Raw genomic sequence first — 20,425 nt, forward strand, 5'->3', positions numbered from 1 at the left:
ATTGCGCGGCATAAGGAATAAGATATCCGACATATCCTATAACGATGCCCGTGCAGGAGGAATCCGTCTTTTAAGTTGATGATTTCACAATGATAAAATTTTTTTCTATTAAATTTTAAAAAAATGAAACTTTAAGTTCATATGAACGTAAACATAAGTGAAATGATTTTATTTAGTCATACGATCAATCAACAAATGCAAAAGGGGTGAAACAAAAGTGAAAGTCATGATTGGTTCGATCATATTGCTGCTCATTATAGGGTTTGGCGTATGGCTTATGTTGAGCCCGCTTTTTAAAAAAGTCGGAAGCGGGGCGACCAAAATAAAGAAAACGCTGGAGGACGACAAAGATGAATGAAAAACAACCAAAGAAAAATAAAAACAAAACGCTGCTCGGCGGAATCATTGTCGCTGCCGCTTTAATTATTGGAGGATTCACGGCCTCCCTGTTCATCGAGAAAATCCCGAACGGATATGTCGGCGTCGTTTATTCCCCGAATGGCGGGGTAAAATCGGAAACGCTGGATCAAGGCTGGCATTTAGTCGGGCTGTTTGACAAAGTCACAAGATATCCGGTACGGATGCAGACTGTAAACAATCAGGATATTCAAGTGGCTACTTCCGACGGCAAAAACATCTCAATGGACATTGCCTACAACTATGTCGTTCAGCCTGATAAAGTCGTAGAATTGTTTAATAAATTCGGAGCGGTCGATATTGAATCAATCGAAAACAGCTACTTGAAAACAAGGCTGTGGGACGCTGCGAGAAAGTCGATTTCCAAATATTCCGTCATTGATACATACGGACAAAAATCATCTGATGCCGCTGCAGAAATTCAAAAAACATTTGCAGATGATATGAAGGGGCTCGGCTTTGTCATTGACGATTTAACACTCGGCGTGCCGAAGCCTGATAAAGCGACTCAGGAAGCGATTGACGCGCGCGTGAAGTCTTCGCAGGAACTGGAAAGAACACAGACGGAGCTGAAGATCGCCGAAGCGGAAGCGAAAAAGAAAAAGATCGAAGCCCAAGGTATTGCCGAGTACAACGAAATTATTAAAAAGTCGATGTCGGATGAAATGATCAAGTATCAATGGATCCAAAAATGGGACGGAAAAATGCCTAAAGCGACCGGATCGAATTCCCTGATCCAGATTCCGACCGATGAGAAAGGAAAATAAAACGAAAAAAATCCCTTGCCAAGGGATTTTTTTCGTCTCGGGCGCACGTATATAATGGTGTTAACAATCGTTTCTGAGACAGGGGGTAAGATGTTGTTTGCTCCGGAAGCCATTCTCCGTACGTGGAGAAAATTTGACTCTTTTCCGATGGAAACGCTGACAAAAGCATGGTTTTATCATCAGGCAGGAGATGGGAGACAGCGGGAAGTATCGATGATGAAGGAGCACTATCAAGAGTACGGGATTGCCGGCAATTGTTTTGACCTTTCGATTTGGCTGCTGGATGAGTTCACAAAAGACGGAGTGGAAGCTTTTCCAATCGGCCGTTCGTTCAAAACGGAACGCGCGCATGCCGCAGTCATCGCCCTTGATGAAAGAGGCCGGCGCTTTTTGTGTGATCTGGGAGACCAATGGCTGCATCCGATTCTGATCGATTGCGAATCTGAAGATTATACCAATGAAAAGCTGGGCGGTTTTTTCCCTGCCGCACAAGTTCAAGTCATGCCGACAGCCGGCGGAGTTGAGGTCCTTTACCATCGGCCGAACGGAAAGGTGTCGACTCAAGTCTACAATACAGACCCTGTTGACATGTCCGTTTTTTTAAAGGCGGCTGAATACTCGCAGGCGGCATTGAAGCCTGCGCCTTTACTGGAATGCAGAATTCCGTTTCAGCATGAAATCGCCCATTGGGAATTCAGCGGCTGGGACATATATCTTAGTACGAGCAAAGGATTATACAGAGAAGCGAAGCCGGACACAATCGAAGGATGGACTGAAAAAATCCACGATATCTCAGGATACGATAAAAATGTTCTCAAGAAAGCATTGGAGATTTATCAAACCCGCGCGTGATCTTAAACCTTGAAAAAAACTCATTTTATACATATCATGTGGAAAGAGGAGAGGATAAGATGAGCCATTATGACCAGCAATACAATGCAATCATACAAAAAATTATTGAATCAGGGATCTCCGATGAAGAATATCAGGTTCGGACGAAGTGGGATTCAGACGGAACGCCGGCTCATACGCTGAGCATCATGAGCGAAAAAATGCGGTTTGACAATTCAGAAGTGCCGATTTTGACGACGAAGAAGGTGGCGTGGAAAACGGCCATTAAAGAGCTGCTTTGGATTTGGCAGCTGAAATCCAATGATGTTCAAGTTCTGAATGATATGGGGGTTCATATTTGGGATCAATGGCGTCTTGAAGACGGCACAATCGGAGCAGCGTACGGCTATCAATTAGGGAAGAAAAACAGAACGGTTAACGGCCAGAAAGTCGATCAAGTGGATTATTTGCTTCATCAGTTAAAGCATAACCCTTCTTCACGCAGGCATTTGACCATGCTGTGGAATCCCGATGATTTGGATGGCATGGCTTTGACACCCTGCGTCTATGAGACGCAATGGTATGTGAAAGAAGGAAAGCTCTCTTTAGAAGTAAGAGCGAGAAGCAACGACATGGCGCTTGGCAACCCGTTCAATGTGTTTCAATATAATGTCTTGCAGCGCATGATCGCGCAAGTCCTCGGTTATGAGCTGGGCGAATACATCTTCAACATCGGTGACTGCCACATCTATACCCGTCACATCGACAATTTAAACATTCAGATGAAACGCGAGCAGTATGAAGCGCCAAAGCTATGGATCAACCCGGATATCAAAAATTTTTATGACTTTACAATCGATGATTTTAAATTAATCGACTATAAGCACGGCGACAAGCTGACATTTGAAGTTGCCGTATGAACAGGCGGATTTCCCGCCTGTTTTTTTGTACAGTGATGAAAAACGGCCTTGGAGGATGATTCAAGAAGATACAGACATATAATACGGCAAGACAGGCACAAGGGCTGTCGATATGGAGCTGTTTGCGGGAATTCATTAAAACACGCGGCTGAAGTTATGTTTTTACCAACGATATCAACGGTTCATGTTCTGATGCAAAAGCGATGACGTGCAGCATCTTAAAAAATAACGTCATAGAAGAATAAACGTTCATTTACACAATCTAAACGTCTTTTTCACAAAGAACCCGAAAAGCAAAAACAATTCTCTCTTAATCTGTTAGTAACACCAGCATATACAAGAGGAGGTTGTTTTTGTCATGATCAAAAAATGGGCGGTTCATCTGCTGTTTTCCGCATTGGTACTGCTTGGGCTTTCGGGAGGCGCCGCATATTCTCCTCAGCATGCCGAAGGTGCTGCAAGGTATGACGACATATTGTATTTTCCGGCATCACGCTATCCCGAAACCGGCGCTCATATCAGCGACGCAATCAAAGCAGGGCATTCAGATGTCTGCACGATTGAAAGATCGGGAGCGGATAAGCGCCGCCAGGAATCACTGAAGGGGATTCCGACTAAGCCGGGCTTTGACCGTGACGAATGGCCGATGGCCATGTGTGAAGAAGGGGGCAAAGGAGCGTCTGTCAGATATGTCAGCTCATCGGATAACCGCGGAGCCGGCTCCTGGGTCGGGAACAGGCTGAGCGGTTTCGCCGACGGGACGAGAATTTTGTTTATCGTTCAATAAAAGGCGAAAAACAAATATCTTTCCTTTGGGAAACATTTTTGTTGACAGGAAAATCGTTGTGGGGGATAATGGTAATGTAAGCATATTATCATTCCCTCTGTTTCAGGTTCGCATCCTTCATTGCCGAATGGATGTGAGCCTGTTTTTTCGTGCAAAAAAACCGCCGACCGGCGGTTTTGCTGATGAGTCCGTGTTTTAATGAACAGTGCGAAAAACGCCGATGACTTTTCCGAGAATCGTCACATTCTGAAGGATGATCGGCTCCATCGTCGGGTTTTCCGGCTGAAGGCGGATATGGGTTTCCTCCTTGAAAAACCGCTTAACAGTCGCTTCGTCGTCTTCGGTCATCGCAACGACGATATCCCCGTTGTTTGCGGTGTTCTGCTGCTTGACAATCACATAATCTTGATCAAGAATTCCGGCATCGATCATGCTTTCTCCCATGATCTCCAGCATGAAGACGTGCTCATCCGGCGGCGCCAGGCGTTCGGGAAGCGGAAAGTATTCCTCGATGTTTTCGACTGCGGTAATCGGTGTACCGGCGGTCACCTTTCCGATGACCGGGACATTGACAACCTGGTTTTTCGGAATATGAATTTCCTCCTCTGTATCGAGAATTTCGATCGCTCTCGGCTTCGTCGGATCCCTTCTGATCAATCCCTTCGTTTCAAGCCTTGCCAAGTGGCCGTGTACCGTTGAACTTGACGCCAGGCCGACCGCTTCTCCGATCTCCCTGACGGAAGGCGGATAGCCTTTGCGCTTCACTTCTTCTTTAATGAAACGCAAAATATCAAGTTGTCTTTTTGATAGCTTCGTCATTTTTTGCACCTCAAAACGTCGATTTTAGCTAGATTATAGCATGTTTTTCCTCTGAGTACAAACATAGGTTCGAAAAAAACGATTGACAGAAACATTTGTTCGTATGTATACTGAAGTCACAAAAACCGAACAAACATTCTGGGGTGATGGATATGAAAAAAGAATCATTGATTTTTGTCAGTCTGTTTACTGCTGTGATCAGCTGCTGTATTCTGTTTGTGTCTTTTGCCGGTAAGATCGAAGAAAGAAAGCAATATGTTAAAATAGAAGTGCAAGAAGGCGATACATTGTGGGAGCTGGCCGACCGGATCAAAGGCGGAAAAACCGCTGACAAACACAAATTCATCGAATGGGTCGCCGATAAAAACAATCTGCCGACCTCTGTCATTAAACCGGGAGATGTCTTGATCCTGCCGGTAGCCAAACAGCACTCCGATCAATATCAGCTTGCAGTTGTAGAATAAGAGATTGAGGGGATTTCCATGAATGCGATTATTTACACCAGGGTAAGCACTGCGAAGGAGCAGCAGGAAACCTCATTAAAGCGGCAGGAGGAAGAGCTTAAGTCGCTTGCCGCCGAACACGGGATGAACGTCGTGAGCGTCATTTCCGAGCAGGCGAGCGGATATGAAATGGACCGCGACGGCGTCTTCGATCTGCTCGAGGAAATCAAAACATCAGACATCGACGCGGTTTTAATACAGGATGATACGCGGCTTGGAAGAGGGAATGCCAAAATTGCCCTTCTTCACTGTTTATATAAAGAAGGCGTTCAAATCTACACGCTGGCTCACCGCGGAAAGCTCGAGCTTTCCGAAGCGGACTCGATGGTTTTGGAGATTGTCGGCATTGTCGAGGAATACCAGCGGAAAATACATAACCTGAAAATTAAGCGGGGAATGAAGAAGGCGGTCGAAAACGGCTACCGCCCGGAGAGGAACCTAAAACACCGCAATGAAGGCGGCGGGAGAGAGCGAATCGAAGCGCCTCTTTCAGAAATCGTCAGGCTCAGGGAGAACAAGCTGACGTTTGCGGAGATTGCAGCCGTGTTGAGAGGCTTCGGATACAGCATATCAAAAGCAACCGTTCACCGCCGCTACCAGGAGTATAAGGACGGCCTTGCAGACTAATCTGTTGTCAAACGAAAGCGGATTTAGTAGTATGATGGATATATACCGAATCAAAGGAGTATCTTATGATTTCTAAAGAAAAAATAGCCAGAATTAACGAGCTTGCCAAAAAAGCAAAGAGCGGATCTTTAACAGACGAAGAAAAAGCAGAACAGCAGAAGCTTCGCCAGGAATACCTTCAAGGCGTCCGCGCGTCTATGAAAAACACGTTGAAAACTGTGACGATTGTTGACCCTGAAGGTAATGATGTGACTCCTGAAAAGCTCAAACAGGAAAAAAGAAACCGCCGATTGCATTAATTTTAGGGAATACGCCGATATCGTATTCCCTTTTTGTATATACTACAATTTAGAATGAAGGCAAAGATTCGTCATTTTTCGCCCAGCTTTTGAGCTGAAATGGTTGTGAAAACCGATGGGTAGATTTATGATAAGAAAGTAGAGTCCATACAGGAAGGGGATCATAATGAAAACGATTGAATTAAAATCTGTCGCAACAATACGAACACTCTCCATAGACGCGATTGAAAAAGCTAAATCCGGTCACCCCGGCATGCCGATGGGGACTGCTCCGATGGCTTATGCGCTTTGGACAAAAATGATGAATGTCAGCCCTGAAAATCCGAATTGGTTTAACAGGGACCGTTTTGTGCTTTCCGCCGGACACGGATCAATGCTTTTGTACAGCATGCTTCACTTAAGCGGATATGACGTTTCAATTGAAGACCTCAAAAATTTCCGCCAATGGGGAAGCAAAACTCCTGGGCATCCGGAATTCGGACATACTCCGGGTGTAGATGCGACTACAGGTCCGCTTGGCCAAGGAATCGGAATGGCTGTCGGAATGGCGCTTGCTGAACGTCACCTTGCTGAAACTTACAACCGTGACGACTATCGCGTCGTTGACCATTATACATACAGCATTTGCGGTGACGGAGACTTGATGGAGGGAATTTCATCCGAAGCGGCTTCGCTTGCGGGACATTTGAACCTCGGCCGTCTCATCGTGCTTTATGATTCAAATGACATTTCGCTTGACGGCGAACTAAACCGCTCATTCTCTGAAAATGTAAAGCAGCGCTTTGAAGCGATGAATTGGGAAGTGCTTTATGTTGAAGACGGCAACAACATTGCCGAAATTACGGCGGCCATCGAGAAAGCGAAACAAAATGAAAAGCAGCCGACATTAATTGAAGTGAAAACAACGATCGGTTTCGGTTCTCCAAACCGTGCGGGCACATCCGGCGTCCACGGCGCTCCGCTCGGATCAGAAGAGGCGAAATTAACGAAGGAAGCGTATGAGTGGACATACGAAGAAGATTTTTATGTTCCTTCCGAAGTGTACGAGCACTTTAACGAAACAGTGAAGGAAGCGGGCAAGAAAAAAGAGGCGGAATGGAACGAACTGTTCTCCGCATACAAGAAAGCCCACCCGGAACTTGCCGAAGAGCTTGAACTGGCGATCAAAGGCGAGCTTCCTGAAGGATGGGATCAGAAAGTACCTGTATATGAAAAAGGAAGCAGCCTTGCTTCACGTGCATCCTCAGGTGAAGTGTTAAACGGAATCGCTCAACAAGTGCCGTTTTTCTTTGGCGGATCCGCGGACTTGGCCGGTTCCAACAAAACGACAATCAAAAACGGCGGAGATGTTTCAGCGAAGGATTACGCCGGCAGAAATATCTGGTTCGGTGTAAGGGAATTTGCGATGGGAGCAGCTTTGAACGGAATGGCTCTTCACGGAGGCCTCCGCGTATTCGGCGGAACGTTCTTCGTTTTCTCCGATTACTTGAGACCAGCGATTCGTCTTGCTGCATTGATGGGGCTTCCTGTCACCTATGTATTTACACATGACAGCATTGCCGTCGGTGAAGACGGACCGACTCATGAGCCGATTGAACAGCTGGCATCACTTCGTGCGCTGCCGAACTTGTCCGTCATCAGACCTGCCGACGGAAATGAAACAGCAGCTGCCTGGAAGCTCGCGCTTCAATCAAAAGACCAGCCGACTGCGCTTGTGTTGACACGCCAAAACTTGCCGACAATCGATCAGTCTGCTGAAACGGCTTATGAAGGCGTTAAAAAGGGTGCATATGTCGTTTCAAAAAGCCAAAACGAAAAACCGGAAGCGATCTTGCTTGCGAGCGGATCTGAAGTTGGCCTTGCGCTTGATGCACAAAGCGAGCTGCAAAAAGAAGGCATTGACGTATCCGTTGTCAGCGTTCCGTCATGGGATCGATTTGACAAGCAGCCGGCTGAATATAAAAACGCTGTTCTTCCAACTGATGTGACAAAGCGTCTCGCAATTGAAATGGGATCGCCGCTCGGATGGGAGAGATATACAGGCACTGACGGGGACATTCTCGGAATCGACCAGTTCGGTGCATCAGCTCCTGGCGAAACGATCATGAAAGAATACGGTTTTACGCCTGCGAATGTAGTTGACCGGGTGAAAAAACTGTTAAATCGCTAATCGGGCATATGAAAGAGAATGATCTGCGGATCATTCTCTTTTTTTCGTTTCGACAAAATTAGTCGCTTCTTTTATCATCATCAGACAATTATTTCTAACCCCCTTTTGTATAATAGAAAACATATATCTTTCGAAACAGGGGGATGAGACAGGGATGGAACGCCATTATTATACGTATTTGATAGAAGAGGAATTTGCCAGCCATTATTTTGGAAGAGAGTCCGTCATGTTCAAACTGTTTTACGATTATCATTGGACGAGCCCCGATCAAAAGTCTCAATTAGCCGCGAAACAGATCGAGTTTATTACAAAACCGATTCCCGCTGCTCATATACACAAAAGAATGAAAATGAACCTCTGCCGGGAAGACTATACACAGGTTGACTATGTATACAGATTGATTGTTCCAAAAGGAAGCGCTTCTTTTATTATCAAAGACCGTCATATTGAGATTTTGGCAAAGGGTCCATTCGATGCCGAAACGGTTTTCTTTGAGGTATTGCGAAAAGTCAGTCCGTGTTTTCTTGCGATGGATTTTAATATGAAACGTTATGGCTGGCTGAACCCTGTGAAAGAAAGAAATTTTGTATAAAAAAAAGAATTTGGACTGTAAATGTTGTATAATAGCGTTTGGTTTAGTACACTTTATACGAGACAACATGAAGGAGGAAATTAAATGGATTTGTGGGTTGTCATCCTAGTGGGCGTTTTAGCATTGCTCGCAGGTGTTGCACTCGGATTTTTTATTGCTCGTAAATATATGATGAACTATTTGAAAAAAAATCCGCCAATTAATGAACAAATGCTGCGCATGATGATGATGCAGATGGGTATGAAACCATCCCAGAAGAAAATTAATCAAATGATGAAAGCCATGGAAAATCAAACGAAATAATGCGAATGCGATTATGACATAGAAGGAACATGGTTATAAAATAAAAAACCCGCTTCCGGGTTTTTTATTTTGATCTATGATTATTGTGTATTTCCGAGAGATAGTTTTTGGTATTCCAAGAGAAGGATATCCAGCTGCTGGCTGTGCTGAATGGTGATATGTGAAGTCATGCCGTTTGTCATGACGATTTTTAGCAGCTCTTTTCTTTTTTCCTCAATTTCATGAAGCAGATTTTCTTTCATCACAGGAATTTATCCTTTCTTCTGTAAAAATCATCTTTTTGTTGCCTACTAAATGCTATTATATCCATATATAGGTTTCTTTTCAATTCTGAAGGTGATAAGGGTAAATTGTCAAAATTGATTATATAAAGAAATTCGTGAAATCAACATCCTTTTTTGTGATATGTTAGGAAATTGAAATGTAATTGTCATATCAAATGATTTTCTTTCATGGTATTCCAAAAAATAGAAGGGAGAAAGAGATGGCTGATATCAATTATATTCTCGCTTTCGGTGCAGGGTTTCTATCGTTTATTTCGCCATGCTGCCTGCCGCTTTATCCCGCTTTTTTATCATATATTACCGGTGTCAGCATGAGTGAAATCCATTCTGACAAACTTATGTTTCAAAAAAGGAGCTTGGTACATACGGTCTTTTTCCTGATCGGCTTTTCGATGATCTTTGTGGCACTCGGCTACAGCACGTCGCTTGTCGGGTCGTTTTTTAAGGATTATCATCAGCTCATCAGGCAGCTTGGTGCGGTTTTTATCATCTTTTTCGGATTTGTCACTTTGGGGGTTTTTAAGCCTGAATTTTTAATGAAAGAAAGGCGCCTCCAATTTAAAAACAGGCCTGGAGGTCTGCTCGGTTCCATCGGAATCGGAATGGCATTTGCCGCCGGCTGGACGCCCTGCACCGGCCCGATTCTTGCAGCGGTTATTGCACTCGCCGGAACGAACCCGATGTCGGCCGTGCCTTATATGGCGCTTTATGCACTCGGATTCAGCTTGCCGTTTCTGCTTCTGTCTTTTTTCATTACAAAGATGAAATGGCTTCGGAAGCATCAGCTCATCATCATGAAGATCGGCGGAGTTGCAATGATTGTAGTCGGCATCCTGCTGTTCTTTGACTGGATGACGAAAATCATTATCGTATTGTCAAGCCTGTTCGGCGATTTCAGAGGCTTTTAAACTTTGCTAAGGACCGCCTTGGTTTTTTGTTACAATAGGACTTATTCACAGCAAAACTGAATAATGATGTTGGAGGGGAGTATGACAAGGGTTTTAATTGTTGATGATGCAAAATTTATGAGAGATAAAATTAGAGAAATACTTGAAACAGAAGACTTGCAAGTCGCGGGTGAAGCCGAGAACGGGGAAGAAGCTGTTTTGCTTTATCAAGAGCTGCAGCCGGACTTGGTTATCATGGATATTACGATGCCTGTGAAAAACGGGATAGAAGCTTTAAAGGATATGATCCAGCTGAACCCGAAAGTGAAAGTGATCATGTGTACGGCCATGCGGCAAAAGCGGATCGTCGTTGAGGCGATCGAAGCCGGAGCCAAGGACTTCATCGTCAAGCCTTTCGAGGAAACGAAAGTCGTCGAAGCGATTCGGCATGTGCTCGGAAATGCTTGCAGCTGATAAACGTGAACATGGTTTTTTTCTTCGTTTTAGAGTATAGTAACAAGTAGAGAAATTAGCTTTAGAAAAAGGGATGATATGTATGATGATCGTCGTTTCATCTATACTTGCTATCGTGATGGCCGTCATTGTCATGGCTGTCAGAATCAAGTCATCTGAAAAACCGGCTACGGCCAAAAAAATTATACTGCCTCCGATTTTTATGAGCACCGGTGCTCTCATGTTTTTATTTCCGGTGTTCCACGTAACCGGTGCTGAATTTTTGGAAGCTCTCACCGTGGGCATGATCTTTTCTATTTTCTTAATTAAAACCTCAAAATTTGAAATCCGCGATGATAAAATCTATATTAAACGGTCCAAATCGTTTGTGTTTATTTTAATTGCGCTGCTCGTCATCCGGATCGTGATGAAGAGCATATTAAGCACAACGATCGATTACGGCGCACTGAGCGGAATGTTTTGGATTCTGGCTTTCGGGATGATCGTTCCTTGGCGGATTGCCATGTATTTATCGTTTAGAAAGCTTTCAAGCCAGATTGAAGCGTCAAATCACATACAGGTCAATTAAAACAAAACCTTTCCTGAAAGAAGGAAAGGTTTTGTTTATTTAAAAAGCTCTTGATATGTAGAGTGATCAATGTTCTTTTCTTTTAAACGTTTCACGAGGAACTTATGGTCTCTTTTCGGTGTGGCCATAATATAGCCTCTGATGATTAAATCCCGGTCGATGGCGCCTGCTTTTTCTTTCAATGCAAGCTCCCCGATCTTACCGGCGATTTTTGCTTTTGCTACATCGCGAAACAGCTCGGGTACGGGTGAAACCAATTCCTCAAGCAGTTCTTTTTCTTCGTCATTCCACAAATGCCTTGTCTGTTCAATATAATAATCCTGCCAGTCCAGCTCAGATTTCCCATCTTCTTTAGGCAGCCTTTTTAAAAATTTGCGAAACATGAAAAAACCGCCGATTGACAAGAGGACGATCATGATGACGATCCAAGCGAGCATCAGCCATAAAAACCATCCTTCCAGCATCTCTCATCACTCCTTTGTCTATAACCTATTTTACATGAAGGCGTTTTAGAAGAACATAGAAAAAATAATATAAAATGGGACACCGGCCTGGTCAAAAGAGATGCTAGAACATAATCTATTGTATAGCGATTCCCTAATCGGCCATAGAGAATTGCTAGAGGATATTTGACGAACGAACGGAAAAAAACCCGGATGGCAAGTGTTTTAAGCGCTGTCCGGGTTCTGCTTGTTGTGCAGGTTTGATATAAAAGGAATATTGATTGAAAGCGAAATGTCATCTTTGCTTGATTCTTTATTGATTTTAACTGCAAGAATGTTGTTTTCGCATTCCGCTTCGATCTGTTTGTCATTCAAAAAGAAAGGAAGCATCAGCGATTTCTCGTAAAGCTGCTCATCGGTTTTAACTGCAAGCTTGAAATCGTAGCCTGAAAACGTCAAGTCAAGATGCCGGACATTCAAGTGGCTTAAATCTGCTTCAATTATATATTCAGTGCTCGTTTCATAAAGGTCAATCGGTAAAGTTTCATCATAGAGGAGAAAAGGGTCGTCAACAAACTGTTTCATCCATTCTTTATCAAAATCTGCGGAATCGAAACGTTTTGTATTTGTCATTGGAGCATTCCTCCATACCTAGCCTTACCATTAGATTATGCACACCTTTGAATTCATGTGAAGGAGGGTGGACAACGCCTCAGGGTGACGCGCGGTAAGGAAAAAAACCGCGCCGTGAAAGGCGCGGAAAAAATGTTACATATCGTGACTGGAATTGTGTTTTTGTCTTGTATGGTTCCGGTTTTTTACTTTTTTGCTTCCGCTCAAAGGCTCTGGCTGCCCCGGCTGAGCTCCTTTCGGTGCGTTTTTGCGCATATCTTTGCCGTCGTTTTTATTTGTCAATGTTTTAACCTCCTAAGATATTCATGAAGGATCTTTCGTATTTATTGATTGGTTTTCCGTTTTTTGTTGTTTTGGCGTTCCGCCTCAGTGAGTATGTGCTGATCATTTTCAATATATCCCGCGCCGTTTCCTTGGCGTTTCGCATTGTTCATTCCATTTATTACATGATTTGCTTTTCGTTTGGCCAATTTCAATCACCTCAGACTGTAGTATAGCCTTAGCGGGTGTATTGTATAAAAAAATGTATTTCCAGTAAAATAAACTTTTTTCCGTATATAAGTCATTCTTATTGAATTTAATAAAAACATTGATATTTACTTATGTTTAAAATTGTTTTAAGATTAAATTGTGAGAAAATTGTGGTGAAATATGCCGATTTTTCTGGCGTATGATCTTGATCTTTAAAGGGGGATTTTGGAGAAATGGCGAATCAGCAACAAATCGCAAAAAAAGACGCTTTTCAATCAAGAAAAACGTTTACAGTACAAGGCAAAACGTACAGCTATTATTCTTTAAAAGCATTAGAGGATCAAGGAATCGGAAACGTATCAAAACTTCCTTATTCCATTAAAGTTTTGCTCGAATCCGTTCTTCGTCAAGTAGACGGGAGAGTCATTACTGAGGAACACGTTGAAAACTTGGCAAAATGGGGCACTGCCGAATTAAAAGATATTGACGTTCCTTTCAAACCATCCCGCGTTATTTTGCAGGACTTTACCGGCGTTCCAGCCGTTGTAGACCTTGCTTCATTAAGAAAAGCGATGGCTTCAGTCGGCGGAGATCCGGATAAAATCAATCCTGAAATACCGGTAGACCTTGTCATCGACCACTCCGTACAAGTTGACAAAGCGGGTACGGAAGATGCATTGACCGTTAATATGGACCTTGAATTCCAACGAAATGCAGAGCGTTACAAATTTTTAAGCTGGGCTAAGAAAGCGTTTAATAACTATCAAGCTGTTCCCCCTGCTACAGGTATTGTTCACCAGGTGAACCTTGAGTATTTGGCAAACGTTGTCCATGCAGTGGAAGAAGACGGCGAGATTGTCACTTATCCTGACACGCTTGTCGGTACTGACTCCCATACAACGATGATCAACGGAATCGGCGTTCTCGGCTGGGGCGTCGGCGGAATTGAAGCTGAAGCAGGCATGCTCGGCCAGCCTTCATATTTCCCTGTACCTGAAGTAATCGGTGCGAAGCTTGTCGGAAAGCTGCCGAACGGTACGACAGCGACGGACCTTGCGCTTAAAGTGACACAGGTGCTGCGTGAAAAAGGCGTAGTCGGAAAGTTCGTCGAATTCTTCGGTCCGGGTGTTGCGGAACTACCGCTTGCAGACCGTGCGACAATCGCAAATATGGCTCCTGAATACGGCGCGACTTGCGGTTTCTTCCCTGTTGATGAGGAAGCATTGGAATACATGCGTTTAACAGGCCGTGATGAAGAACATATCAATGTGGTGAAAGAATATTGCCGTCAAAACGGACTGTTCTACACGCCTGATCAGGAAGATCCTGTATTTACCGATATCGTTGAAATCGACTTGTCAAAAGTTGAAGCGAACCTTTCAGGTCCGAAGCGTCCTCAGGATCTCATTCCGCTGACTGACATGAAAGAAACGTTCCACAAGCATTTGGCAAGCCCTGCGGGCAACCAGGGATTCGGTTTAAACGCGAGCGAGGCTGACAAAGAAATCAAATTTAAGCTTGAAAACGGCGAAGAAGCCGTCATGAAAACGGGTGCGATCGCAATTGCGGCGATTACCAGCTGTACAAATACATCAAACCCTTATGTCTTAATCGGTGCGGGCCTCGTCGCCAAAAAAGCGGTTGAACTGGGATTGAAAGTACCGAACTATGTGAAAACATCTCTCGCTCCGGGTTCAAAAGTCGTAACAGGCTACTTGGTTAATTCAGGCCTGCTGCCGTATATGCGCGAGCTTGGATTTAACATCGTCGGCTACGGCTGTACGACATGTATCGGGAACTCCGGACCGCTTGCGCCTGAAATCGAAAAAGCGGTTGCCGAAAACGACCTGCTGATTACGTCTGTCCTTTCCGGTAACCGTAACTTTGAAGGCCGGATTCATCCGCTTGTCAAAGGAAACTACTTGGCGTCTCCGCCTCTAGTCGTGGCCTATGCATTGGCAGGTACGGTAGATATCGACCTGAAAAACGAACCGATCGGCGTCGGCAAAGACGGTCAAAATGTGTACTTCAACGATATTTGGCCGACGATGGACGAAATCAATTCCGTCGTGAAGCAAACCGTTACTCCTGAGCTGTTCAGAAAAGAATACGAGCGCGTGTTTGATGACAATGAACGCTGGAATGCGATTGAAACAACGGATGAAGCCCTGTATAAATGGGATGAAGAGTCCACTTACATTCAGAACCCGCCATTCTTTGAAAACATGTCAGTTGAGCCAGGTACAGTTGAACCGCTTAAAGGCTTGCGCATTGTCGGCAAATTCGGAGACTCTGTCACGACAGACCATATCTCTCCTGCGGGAGCGATCGGCAAAGACACGCCGGCCGGAAAATATTTGCAGGAAAAAGGCGTTTCTCCTAGAGACTTCAACTCATATGGTTCAAGACGCGGAAACCATGAAGTCATGATGAGGGGAACATTCGCCAACATCAGAATCAAAAACCAGATCGCTCCGGGCACTGAAGGCGGTTATACAACGTATTGGCCGACCGGAGAAGTGATGTCCATTTATGATGCCTGCATGAAGTATAAAGAAGACGGCACAGGTCTGGTCGTCATTGCCGGAAAAGACTACGGAATGGGTTCTTCCCGCGACTGGGCGGCAAAAGGAACAAATCTGCTCGGCATCAAAACCGTCATTGCAGAAAGCTTTGAAAGAATTCACAGAAGCAACCTTGTGCTGATGGGCGTTCTTCCGCTGCAATTTAAAGAGGGAGAAAACGCTGAAACGCTCGGTTTGACCGGGAAAGAAACAATTGAAGTAGACGTGAGTGAGTCGGTGCGCCCGCGCGATCTCGTCCAAGTCAAAGCGATTGCCGAAGACGGCACGGTCAAGTCGTTTGAAGCTGTTGTCCGCTTTGACAGCGAAGTGGAAATCGATTATTACCGTCACGGCGGAATCCTGCAAATGGTGCTCCGCAATAAAATGAAACAGTAATTGAATGAGGAAGAGAGAGCCTTTAGCTTTCTCTTCTTTTTTCAGCGTAATCCTGAATGTGGAGGATGCCGATGATGAAAAAAGTGCTGGCTGCCGCGTTTCTTTTAGTCTTGGCCGGTCTTGCGGTTTGGAATTTTACAGGGCAAAAGGAAGCCGAAATCGGCATTGAGAAAGGAGACAAGGCGCCTGATTTTACGCTGCCGTCATTAAAGAATGGAAACGATGTATCTTTGTCAGACTTTAAAGGGAAAAAAGTGCTGTTAAATTTTTGGGCCACCTGGTGTAGACCGTGTGAAACCGAAATGCCTGCAATGGAAGAGCTTCAAAATGAAAATCAGGACATTGCCGTTTTAGCCGTCAACTTTACATCTTCCGAGAAAAACGAAAAGACGGTCAAAGCGTTTGCCGAAAGGCACGGTTTACATTTCCCCATCGTCTTAGACCGAACGGGCATCAATGCGAAATACGAGATTTTTTCATATCCGACGACATTTATCATTGATGAAAACGGAATCATTAAAGATATCGTGCTGGGGACGATGTCGAAAAAGAATATGGAAGAAAAGCTGGGATTATAAAAAATCCCGGCTTTTTTGCTTATATTGCCCAAAAAATGGTGAAAATGAAAACAAGCTGGAGGTGATTCAACATGAAAAAAGCGAAAAGGCGAACATTTGAAGAACTTGTCTCGGAAAATAAAAAGGAGCTCATGACCAACCAGGAGTTTCTTGATCGGCTGGAAGATAAGCTTGAAGAGAAATTTAAGCTGAAGTGAGTTTTTAAAAATCGATTCATGTTTACGCTCCTTTTTGAGAATCCTAATGCTGAAAAGGAGGGATAGACATGCCGAGAGAACACGACAAACAGTCTAAATTTGCCCCGAGCCATCTTGGGACAAAACCGGTAGAATATAAGCGCAACAAAGGAAAAAAGATGCATGATAAATCAGGAGAAACACCGATCATTATGCAGACAAAAGGCGAGTAAAGATGAAAAGGAGGCAGAGACCCGAATGACACATCAAAAACATCATCCGGATGACAGATCAGACAACGTAGAAAAGCTTCAAGACATGGTGCAGAACACAATCGAAAACATTGAGGAGTCTGAAGAGCAGCTGTCTTTTGCCAGCGAGGCGGAACAGGAACAGATCCGCGAAAAAAATGAACGCCGAAATGAAAGCATTGAGGCGATGCGCAATGAAATCCATGACGAGGCGGAAGCCCGCAAAAACGGATATCATCAATAAACCAGGGCGACCTGGTTTTTTTGCATGAAGCCGTCCGTCGTGTTTTTGCCCATTGTATATGCTAGAATTGGATTAAATACATTTGTGAAAAGGGAGTAGAGGGAATTTGTACGTCTCAAAAAAAGAAATAGAAGTCCGCTATGCCGAAACAGACCAAATGGGTGTCGTCTATCACGCCAATTATTTGATTTGGATGGAGGTAGGCCGGACGGCTTTAATTAAAGAACTCGGCTTTTCTTATGCCGAAATGGAGAAAGACGGCATCCTGTCGCCTGTCGTGGATATCAATGTCCGCTACGTCAAACCTCTTCGCTACGGTGAAACAGCGACGGTACATACGTGGATTGAAGATTACAACGGCTTTAAAACGGTATATGGGTATGAAATTTTTAATTCCGCCGGAGAAACCGCTGTGAAGGGAACATCGTCCCATATTTGCGTTGACGGGGACAGCTTCAAACCGGTTCAGTTCCGCAAGCTTTATCCAAAGTGGCATGAAGCATACGAAGAGGCCAAAAAGTAATGGCGTTCGGTATTAAAAGAAACGAGCTGAACGAATGGAAGCGCGCCGTTTTAAACGGCGAAGTTGCGTTTCTTACGCATTACTGGCTCGATGACAGGTATCCGGATGTCAAAACGGTGACAAAAGCAGGATGCGCGAACATTGAGAAGCTTGCAGAGTGGGGCAAACAGTACGGACTGAAAAAAGAGTGGATTGATAAAAGAAGCGAATTTCCCCACTTTGATTTATTGGGAGAGAAGCAGATCATGATTTTAAAACAAGAAAAGCTCTCAAGCCATATCAAGCGTTTCAGGCTTGAATAATACGGTGTTTTAAAGAAACTCGGACATCCTTGAAACAAGCAAGCATTGTTCTTGCTTGTTTCATTTTGATGAGCAAAAACGTATCTTTAGTTTCAGTTATATTGTCATCATCTGTTTCAATCACAAAGTTCACCTTTACTTCAGTGTTTTTCATGCCTTGATAAGCCATTTTATTTTTCGTAAAAAAGTCCCTAAAACAAGAAGTTTTAGGGGGAAAGAGTGAGCGGCTGATTAATTTTGATTGTCTAATTTATGCAGGATGTCCTTATCTATTTGCTTCTCGCTCGCTTTTTCTTTGCTGGATATGATTTCCCTTCTATCTTCCCAATGAATAATATAGTACTGACCTTTCTGCATTTTTTCTTGAGAAGAGAGCTTTAGGTTTTTGGATTTCCCATCTTTATCATAACCCGTAACATCATAGTTATAATTTATATATGTGTATCCATCACTTGCTTTTTCTTTCACGACTTTTGGATCTGTTGTAATTTTGACGTAATAATCTTCCGTTGAATAATATCCGGAATATAAAAAGTAGCCCCCGACCAAAATTATCAGTCCTGCCGTTAAAATTCCTAAAAACCATTTCATCATTTATCACCTCGGAACCCATCATATATAAAACCTCCCAACGAAACCATTGATTTATCTTACATATTCCTTTCACATTTGTAAGCAATAAAAGTCCAAGCGCATCAAAAAAACAGCTGCTTGGAGCAGGGAAGTTGCCCATTGCTCAGGAAGCATTAGAATCATCAACATGACGGTGTAATGTTTTCAAAGCAAAAGGACATCTTTCCGGCGAAGATGTCCTTTGAAAATATCCATCATTATCTATTGGGACTTCCATCAATATATCTCTGCACCCTTGTTGGGGATGACTGCAATAGAAAGTGTGCCATCCGGACAAACCAAAATCTCAAGACGCATTTTTGAAGTTTTAATCAATGAAAAAATTAAGAGCAGTCAAAATTATAGAAAAACCTAAAATAGTACCTACGACAATGCTATGCCGTTTACGATTCATTACAACAACAGCGATATATTCACGGATCATGGCGTTCGGCCAATAATAAAAAGCGGTTTTTGAACCGATCCCCTGGCTCTTTAAGCCTGCTCGTTTTGCATATAGGCTGGCGCGGAACAGGTGGAAATTGTTTGTTGTGAAGATGCTGTTGTATTTGCCGTCTGATAATGAGTCCATCAGTTGTTTGGAGAAAAGCATATTTTGATATGTATTTACAGAACGGTCTTCTTTGAAAGTGTGCTCTTCAGGTATCCCTTTTTTTAAAGCATATCTCTGCATGGCTTCTGCTTCAGAAAGGTTTTCATCAGGTCCTTGCCCGCCGGAAAAAATAATTTTCGGCGGAGGAGCAACAGCTGCTTGTTTCCGATAAAAATCGACAGCCTTATCTATCCTGCTTGCTAAAAGCGGGGGTACAGTATCGTTAATTAATCCGCTTCCGAGAACGATGATGTAATCCTGATTAAGTTTCGGTCTGTTAAATTGATATAGAAAATAGGCTGTTAAGAAATTTGTTAAATGAAAGAAGAAATAGACCGCAATAAGCGATGATCCCGCAAACAACGGCTGAACATTTGGCGATAAAAAACGAGCGGGGTCAATCACTGACAATAGAAAAAATATGATAATGCCTAGCCCGGAAATTAAAGTCAAACAATTAGACAATCGTCGTCCTTCTCTTTTGATAAGAATTCTCGCATTCAGAAATAACCCGATCATTAAAGCAAATAGACCGAACGTTAGGATAAAGAAAAAGATCAGCAGCGGTACAATGACGAAAAGTCTGAAAAAGCCAATTCCGAAAACGTATGCCAGATAGTAGGAAAGAACAAGAAATGAACAAAAAAATAGATTGAATAAAAAACCGTTGATGATCCTTCTTCGGTCCGTTAAATAAAAGATCAGAAAAACAGCCAGTAAAATAAAAGTTGTCACACCGTAAACCATGACCAAACACCTCGATGTAAATGACTTTGTATAATATTAGAGTGTGTAAAAATCTTTATTGAATGGGGAAATCCTTGCCGCTTTATTTTAAACGAACTGTATTTTAGATATACAGGATCTGTACCCGCTCAGTTATTCGTGTTTGCTGCCCCGTATATAATGTCCTTTAGGAGCTTTACGCAGCTCGCGGTGTACATTTGCCGAACACTCAGGCAAGCCACCCTAGATTTTGAAGGCTTTTTTTCGGCACTTCAATGACGAAGAAAAATAAAAAAACTTGCAGAAAAACGGGGGATTCTCTGCAAGCCGTAAAAAATGATATTTTACTGATATTCAAAAACAGGTTCTTCCGCAGATTCGTTATAGGTGACAAGCAGATCATGGCCGTCGAAATACCATACATCGCTTTCTTCAACGAAAAACGTAATGCCGTCTTTTTCCGCACTTACACCGATTTGCTGCGGCTCATCTTTTGAGACCCCAAGGGAGAAGCCTTTTTGAACATTGCTGCATCCTCCGTAGCGGACAAAGAAGCGAACCTGATCACCTTCTTTTAAATCAAGCTCGTTCTTATACCATTTAAGCGCCTCTTCATTAATTTTCAAATTCACGGGCAAGCACTCC

At 43.5% G+C, this 20,425-nt stretch carries 31 protein-coding genes; 21 read left to right on the forward strand and 10 right to left on the reverse strand.

Annotation, left to right across the window (positions count from 1 at the left end; genetic code table 11):
- Window positions 1–217 precede the first annotated feature (217 nt).
- From TRNA_RS43880 to TRNA_RS31550, 5 genes are all read left to right on the forward strand, one after another.
- A complete protein-coding gene (locus TRNA_RS43880) occupies window positions 218–358 on the forward strand; it encodes a hypothetical protein (RefSeq protein WP_003182211.1) in 141 nt (46 codons plus the stop codon).
- Window positions 351–1,184, forward strand: coding sequence for a prohibitin family protein (locus TRNA_RS31535; protein ID WP_003182213.1), 834 nt, complete (start codon window positions 351–353; stop codon window positions 1,182–1,184). The genes TRNA_RS43880 and TRNA_RS31535 overlap by 8 nt, the downstream gene beginning before the upstream one ends.
- A gap of 90 nt (window positions 1,185–1,274) precedes the next feature.
- Window positions 1,275–2,036 carry a hypothetical protein gene (locus tag TRNA_RS31540; protein WP_003182215.1) on the forward strand — a complete coding sequence of 254 codons (762 nt, stop codon included), beginning with the start codon at window positions 1,275–1,277 and terminating at the stop codon, window positions 2,034–2,036.
- 59 nt (window positions 2,037–2,095) lie between these two features.
- On the forward strand, window positions 2,096–2,935 hold the full coding sequence (locus TRNA_RS31545; protein ID WP_003182218.1) for a thymidylate synthase: 840 nt from the start codon (window positions 2,096–2,098) through the stop codon (window positions 2,933–2,935).
- Between the two features lie 358 nt (window positions 2,936–3,293).
- A complete protein-coding gene (locus TRNA_RS31550) occupies window positions 3,294–3,722 on the forward strand; it encodes a NucA/NucB deoxyribonuclease domain-containing protein (RefSeq protein WP_003182220.1) in 429 nt (142 codons plus the stop codon).
- A gap of 195 nt (window positions 3,723–3,917) precedes the next feature.
- Here TRNA_RS31550 and lexA read toward each other — a convergent pair whose 3' ends face one another.
- Window positions 3,918–4,541, reverse strand: coding sequence for a transcriptional repressor LexA (lexA, locus tag TRNA_RS31555; protein WP_003182222.1), 624 nt, complete (start codon window positions 4,539–4,541; stop codon window positions 3,918–3,920).
- Between the two features lie 152 nt (window positions 4,542–4,693).
- Between lexA and yneA the strand changes: the two genes are divergently transcribed.
- From yneA to TRNA_RS31585, 6 genes are all read left to right on the forward strand, one after another.
- Window positions 4,694–5,005, forward strand: coding sequence for a cell division suppressor protein YneA (yneA, locus tag TRNA_RS31560; protein WP_003182225.1), 312 nt, complete (start codon window positions 4,694–4,696; stop codon window positions 5,003–5,005).
- Window positions 5,006–5,023: 18 nt separating this feature from the next.
- The gene (locus TRNA_RS31565) at window positions 5,024–5,671 is read left to right on the forward strand and encodes a YneB family resolvase-like protein (protein WP_003182227.1); all 648 of its coding nucleotides are present in this window, start codon (window positions 5,024–5,026) and stop codon (window positions 5,669–5,671) included.
- A 65-nt stretch (window positions 5,672–5,736) separates the two neighbouring features.
- Entirely contained in the window at window positions 5,737–5,970 is a 234-nt protein-coding gene (locus TRNA_RS31570) for a DUF896 domain-containing protein (RefSeq protein ID WP_003182231.1), read from the forward strand.
- A gap of 166 nt (window positions 5,971–6,136) precedes the next feature.
- Complete coding sequence (tkt, locus tag TRNA_RS31575) at window positions 6,137–8,140, forward strand: transketolase (RefSeq protein WP_009328229.1); 2,004 nt, start codon at window positions 6,137–6,139, stop codon at window positions 8,138–8,140.
- Window positions 8,141–8,294: 154 nt separating this feature from the next.
- A complete protein-coding gene (gene sirA / locus TRNA_RS31580; protein ID WP_003182234.1) occupies window positions 8,295–8,732 on the forward strand; it encodes a sporulation inhibitor of replication protein SirA in 438 nt (145 codons plus the stop codon).
- 84 nt (window positions 8,733–8,816) lie between these two features.
- A complete protein-coding gene (locus TRNA_RS31585) occupies window positions 8,817–9,035 on the forward strand; it encodes a YneF family protein (RefSeq protein ID WP_003182236.1) in 219 nt (72 codons plus the stop codon).
- 80 nt (window positions 9,036–9,115) lie between these two features.
- Here the strand turns inward: TRNA_RS31585 and TRNA_RS31590 are convergent, their stop codons facing one another.
- Window positions 9,116–9,277, reverse strand: a complete 162-nt coding sequence (locus tag TRNA_RS31590; RefSeq protein WP_202604361.1) for an aspartyl-phosphate phosphatase Spo0E family protein — start codon at window positions 9,275–9,277, stop codon at window positions 9,116–9,118.
- A 242-nt stretch (window positions 9,278–9,519) separates the two neighbouring features.
- On the opposite strand from TRNA_RS31590, the gene TRNA_RS31595 reads away from it, so the two are divergent.
- The 3 genes from TRNA_RS31595 (at window position 9,520) to TRNA_RS31605 (ending at window position 11,248) form a co-directional block, all read left to right on the forward strand.
- Window positions 9,520–10,227: a cytochrome c biogenesis protein CcdA gene (locus TRNA_RS31595; protein ID WP_011198008.1), complete on the forward strand. Its 708-nt coding sequence runs from the start codon at window positions 9,520–9,522 to the stop codon at window positions 10,225–10,227.
- Between the two features lie 81 nt (window positions 10,228–10,308).
- The gene (locus tag TRNA_RS31600) at window positions 10,309–10,680 is read left to right on the forward strand and encodes a response regulator (protein ID WP_009328223.1); all 372 of its coding nucleotides are present in this window, start codon (window positions 10,309–10,311) and stop codon (window positions 10,678–10,680) included.
- Between the two features lie 73 nt (window positions 10,681–10,753).
- Window positions 10,754–11,248 (forward strand): CcdC family protein, encoded by a 495-nt coding sequence (locus TRNA_RS31605; protein ID WP_085959522.1) that lies wholly within the window; start codon window positions 10,754–10,756, stop codon window positions 11,246–11,248.
- Window positions 11,249–11,283: 35 nt separating this feature from the next.
- Here TRNA_RS31605 and TRNA_RS31610 read toward each other — a convergent pair whose 3' ends face one another.
- The 4 genes from TRNA_RS31610 to sspO form a co-directional block, all read right to left on the reverse strand.
- On the reverse strand, window positions 11,284–11,712 hold the full coding sequence (locus tag TRNA_RS31610; RefSeq protein WP_003182245.1) for a DUF2621 domain-containing protein: 429 nt from the start codon (window positions 11,710–11,712) through the stop codon (window positions 11,284–11,286).
- A gap of 204 nt (window positions 11,713–11,916) precedes the next feature.
- Entirely contained in the window at window positions 11,917–12,324 is a 408-nt protein-coding gene (locus TRNA_RS31615) for an Hsp20/alpha crystallin family protein (RefSeq protein WP_003182248.1), read from the reverse strand.
- A 135-nt stretch (window positions 12,325–12,459) separates the two neighbouring features.
- Window positions 12,460–12,606: a small acid-soluble spore protein P gene (locus TRNA_RS31620; protein WP_003182250.1), complete on the reverse strand. Its 147-nt coding sequence runs from the start codon at window positions 12,604–12,606 to the stop codon at window positions 12,460–12,462.
- Between the two features lie 41 nt (window positions 12,607–12,647).
- Complete coding sequence (gene sspO, locus TRNA_RS31625; protein ID WP_003182252.1) at window positions 12,648–12,794, reverse strand: small acid-soluble spore protein O; 147 nt, start codon at window positions 12,792–12,794, stop codon at window positions 12,648–12,650.
- 234 nt (window positions 12,795–13,028) lie between these two features.
- Between sspO and acnA the strand changes: the two genes are divergently transcribed.
- From acnA to TRNA_RS31655, 7 genes are all read left to right on the forward strand, one after another.
- Window positions 13,029–15,755, forward strand: coding sequence for an aconitate hydratase AcnA (acnA, locus tag TRNA_RS31630; protein WP_003182254.1), 2,727 nt, complete (start codon window positions 13,029–13,031; stop codon window positions 15,753–15,755).
- Window positions 15,756–15,826: 71 nt separating this feature from the next.
- Window positions 15,827–16,333 (forward strand): peroxiredoxin family protein, encoded by a 507-nt coding sequence (locus TRNA_RS31635; protein WP_003182256.1) that lies wholly within the window; start codon window positions 15,827–15,829, stop codon window positions 16,331–16,333.
- Window positions 16,334–16,404: 71 nt separating this feature from the next.
- The gene (locus TRNA_RS43275) at window positions 16,405–16,530 is read left to right on the forward strand and encodes an FbpB family small basic protein (RefSeq protein ID WP_003182259.1); all 126 of its coding nucleotides are present in this window, start codon (window positions 16,405–16,407) and stop codon (window positions 16,528–16,530) included.
- A gap of 68 nt (window positions 16,531–16,598) precedes the next feature.
- Window positions 16,599–16,742 (forward strand): acid-soluble spore protein N, encoded by a 144-nt coding sequence (locus TRNA_RS31640; protein WP_003182261.1) that lies wholly within the window; start codon window positions 16,599–16,601, stop codon window positions 16,740–16,742.
- 25 nt (window positions 16,743–16,767) lie between these two features.
- Window positions 16,768–17,004 carry a small acid-soluble spore protein Tlp gene (gene tlp, locus TRNA_RS31645; RefSeq protein ID WP_003182262.1) on the forward strand — a complete coding sequence of 79 codons (237 nt, stop codon included), beginning with the start codon at window positions 16,768–16,770 and terminating at the stop codon, window positions 17,002–17,004.
- Between the two features lie 106 nt (window positions 17,005–17,110).
- Window positions 17,111–17,527 carry a YbgC/FadM family acyl-CoA thioesterase gene (locus tag TRNA_RS31650; RefSeq protein WP_003182265.1) on the forward strand — a complete coding sequence of 139 codons (417 nt, stop codon included), beginning with the start codon at window positions 17,111–17,113 and terminating at the stop codon, window positions 17,525–17,527.
- On the forward strand, window positions 17,527–17,829 hold the full coding sequence (locus tag TRNA_RS31655) for a hypothetical protein (RefSeq protein WP_003182267.1): 303 nt from the start codon (window positions 17,527–17,529) through the stop codon (window positions 17,827–17,829). The genes TRNA_RS31650 and TRNA_RS31655 overlap by 1 nt, the downstream gene beginning before the upstream one ends.
- Here TRNA_RS31655 and TRNA_RS31660 read toward each other — a convergent pair.
- From TRNA_RS31660 to TRNA_RS31675, 4 genes are all read right to left on the reverse strand, one after another.
- Entirely contained in the window at window positions 17,816–17,998 is a 183-nt protein-coding gene (locus tag TRNA_RS31660; protein WP_003182270.1) for a hypothetical protein, read from the reverse strand. The two genes, TRNA_RS31655 and TRNA_RS31660, sit on opposite strands and share 14 nt — an antisense overlap.
- 62 nt (window positions 17,999–18,060) lie before the next feature.
- Entirely contained in the window at window positions 18,061–18,420 is a 360-nt protein-coding gene (locus tag TRNA_RS31665; RefSeq protein WP_009328208.1) for a YxeA family protein, read from the reverse strand.
- Between the two features lie 349 nt (window positions 18,421–18,769).
- Window positions 18,770–19,801, reverse strand: coding sequence for a YdcF family protein (locus TRNA_RS31670; RefSeq protein ID WP_009328206.1), 1,032 nt, complete (start codon window positions 19,799–19,801; stop codon window positions 18,770–18,772).
- A gap of 323 nt (window positions 19,802–20,124) precedes the next feature.
- Window positions 20,125–20,412 (reverse strand): HesB/YadR/YfhF family protein, encoded by a 288-nt coding sequence (locus TRNA_RS31675; RefSeq protein ID WP_003182275.1) that lies wholly within the window; start codon window positions 20,410–20,412, stop codon window positions 20,125–20,127.
- Window positions 20,413–20,425 lie beyond the last annotated feature (13 nt).

Origin of the sequence: Bacillus licheniformis DSM 13 = ATCC 14580 (assembly GCF_000011645.1) — a bacterium.
Lineage (GTDB): Bacteria > Bacillota > Bacilli > Bacillales > Bacillaceae > Bacillus > Bacillus licheniformis.

What these genes read in the sequence shown, in the direction of transcription:
- TRNA_RS31665 (WP_009328208.1), bottom strand. Translation starts at nt 18,420, where the DNA reads ATGAAATGGTTTTTAGGAATTTTAACGGCAGGACTGATAATTTTGGTC.
- TRNA_RS31585 (WP_003182236.1), top strand. Translation starts at nt 8,817, where the DNA reads ATGGATTTGTGGGTTGTCATCCTAGTGGGCGTTTTAGCATTGCTCGCA.
- TRNA_RS31670 (WP_009328206.1), bottom strand. Translation starts at nt 19,801, where the DNA reads ATGGTTTACGGTGTGACAACTTTTATTTTACTGGCTGTTTTTCTGATC.
- TRNA_RS31540 (WP_003182215.1), top strand. Translation starts at nt 1,275, where the DNA reads ATGTTGTTTGCTCCGGAAGCCATTCTCCGTACGTGGAGAAAATTTGAC.
- acnA (WP_003182254.1), top strand. Translation starts at nt 13,029, where the DNA reads ATGGCGAATCAGCAACAAATCGCAAAAAAAGACGCTTTTCAATCAAGA.
- TRNA_RS31570 (WP_003182231.1), top strand. Translation starts at nt 5,737, where the DNA reads ATGATTTCTAAAGAAAAAATAGCCAGAATTAACGAGCTTGCCAAAAAA.
- TRNA_RS31600 (WP_009328223.1), top strand. Translation starts at nt 10,309, where the DNA reads ATGACAAGGGTTTTAATTGTTGATGATGCAAAATTTATGAGAGATAAA.
- TRNA_RS31640 (WP_003182261.1), top strand. Translation starts at nt 16,599, where the DNA reads ATGCCGAGAGAACACGACAAACAGTCTAAATTTGCCCCGAGCCATCTT.
- TRNA_RS31605 (WP_085959522.1), top strand. Translation starts at nt 10,754, where the DNA reads ATGATATGTATGATGATCGTCGTTTCATCTATACTTGCTATCGTGATG.
- TRNA_RS43275 (WP_003182259.1), top strand. Translation starts at nt 16,405, where the DNA reads ATGAAAAAAGCGAAAAGGCGAACATTTGAAGAACTTGTCTCGGAAAAT.
- TRNA_RS31615 (WP_003182248.1), bottom strand. Translation starts at nt 12,324, where the DNA reads ATGACAAATACAAAACGTTTCGATTCCGCAGATTTTGATAAAGAATGG.
- yneA (WP_003182225.1), top strand. Translation starts at nt 4,694, where the DNA reads ATGAAAAAAGAATCATTGATTTTTGTCAGTCTGTTTACTGCTGTGATC.
- TRNA_RS31655 (WP_003182267.1), top strand. Translation starts at nt 17,527, where the DNA reads ATGGCGTTCGGTATTAAAAGAAACGAGCTGAACGAATGGAAGCGCGCC.
- TRNA_RS31660 (WP_003182270.1), bottom strand. Translation starts at nt 17,998, where the DNA reads ATGGCTTATCAAGGCATGAAAAACACTGAAGTAAAGGTGAACTTTGTG.
- sirA (WP_003182234.1), top strand. Translation starts at nt 8,295, where the DNA reads ATGGAACGCCATTATTATACGTATTTGATAGAAGAGGAATTTGCCAGC.
- tlp (WP_003182262.1), top strand. Translation starts at nt 16,768, where the DNA reads ATGACACATCAAAAACATCATCCGGATGACAGATCAGACAACGTAGAA.
- TRNA_RS31550 (WP_003182220.1), top strand. Translation starts at nt 3,294, where the DNA reads ATGATCAAAAAATGGGCGGTTCATCTGCTGTTTTCCGCATTGGTACTG.
- TRNA_RS31535 (WP_003182213.1), top strand. Translation starts at nt 351, where the DNA reads ATGAATGAAAAACAACCAAAGAAAAATAAAAACAAAACGCTGCTCGGC.
- tkt (WP_009328229.1), top strand. Translation starts at nt 6,137, where the DNA reads ATGAAAACGATTGAATTAAAATCTGTCGCAACAATACGAACACTCTCC.
- TRNA_RS31635 (WP_003182256.1), top strand. Translation starts at nt 15,827, where the DNA reads ATGATGAAAAAAGTGCTGGCTGCCGCGTTTCTTTTAGTCTTGGCCGGT.
- TRNA_RS31565 (WP_003182227.1), top strand. Translation starts at nt 5,024, where the DNA reads ATGAATGCGATTATTTACACCAGGGTAAGCACTGCGAAGGAGCAGCAG.
- lexA (WP_003182222.1), bottom strand. Translation starts at nt 4,541, where the DNA reads ATGACGAAGCTATCAAAAAGACAACTTGATATTTTGCGTTTCATTAAA.
- TRNA_RS31590 (WP_202604361.1), bottom strand. Translation starts at nt 9,277, where the DNA reads ATGAAAGAAAATCTGCTTCATGAAATTGAGGAAAAAAGAAAAGAGCTG.
- TRNA_RS31545 (WP_003182218.1), top strand. Translation starts at nt 2,096, where the DNA reads ATGAGCCATTATGACCAGCAATACAATGCAATCATACAAAAAATTATT.
- TRNA_RS31595 (WP_011198008.1), top strand. Translation starts at nt 9,520, where the DNA reads ATGGCTGATATCAATTATATTCTCGCTTTCGGTGCAGGGTTTCTATCG.
- TRNA_RS31610 (WP_003182245.1), bottom strand. Translation starts at nt 11,712, where the DNA reads ATGCTGGAAGGATGGTTTTTATGGCTGATGCTCGCTTGGATCGTCATC.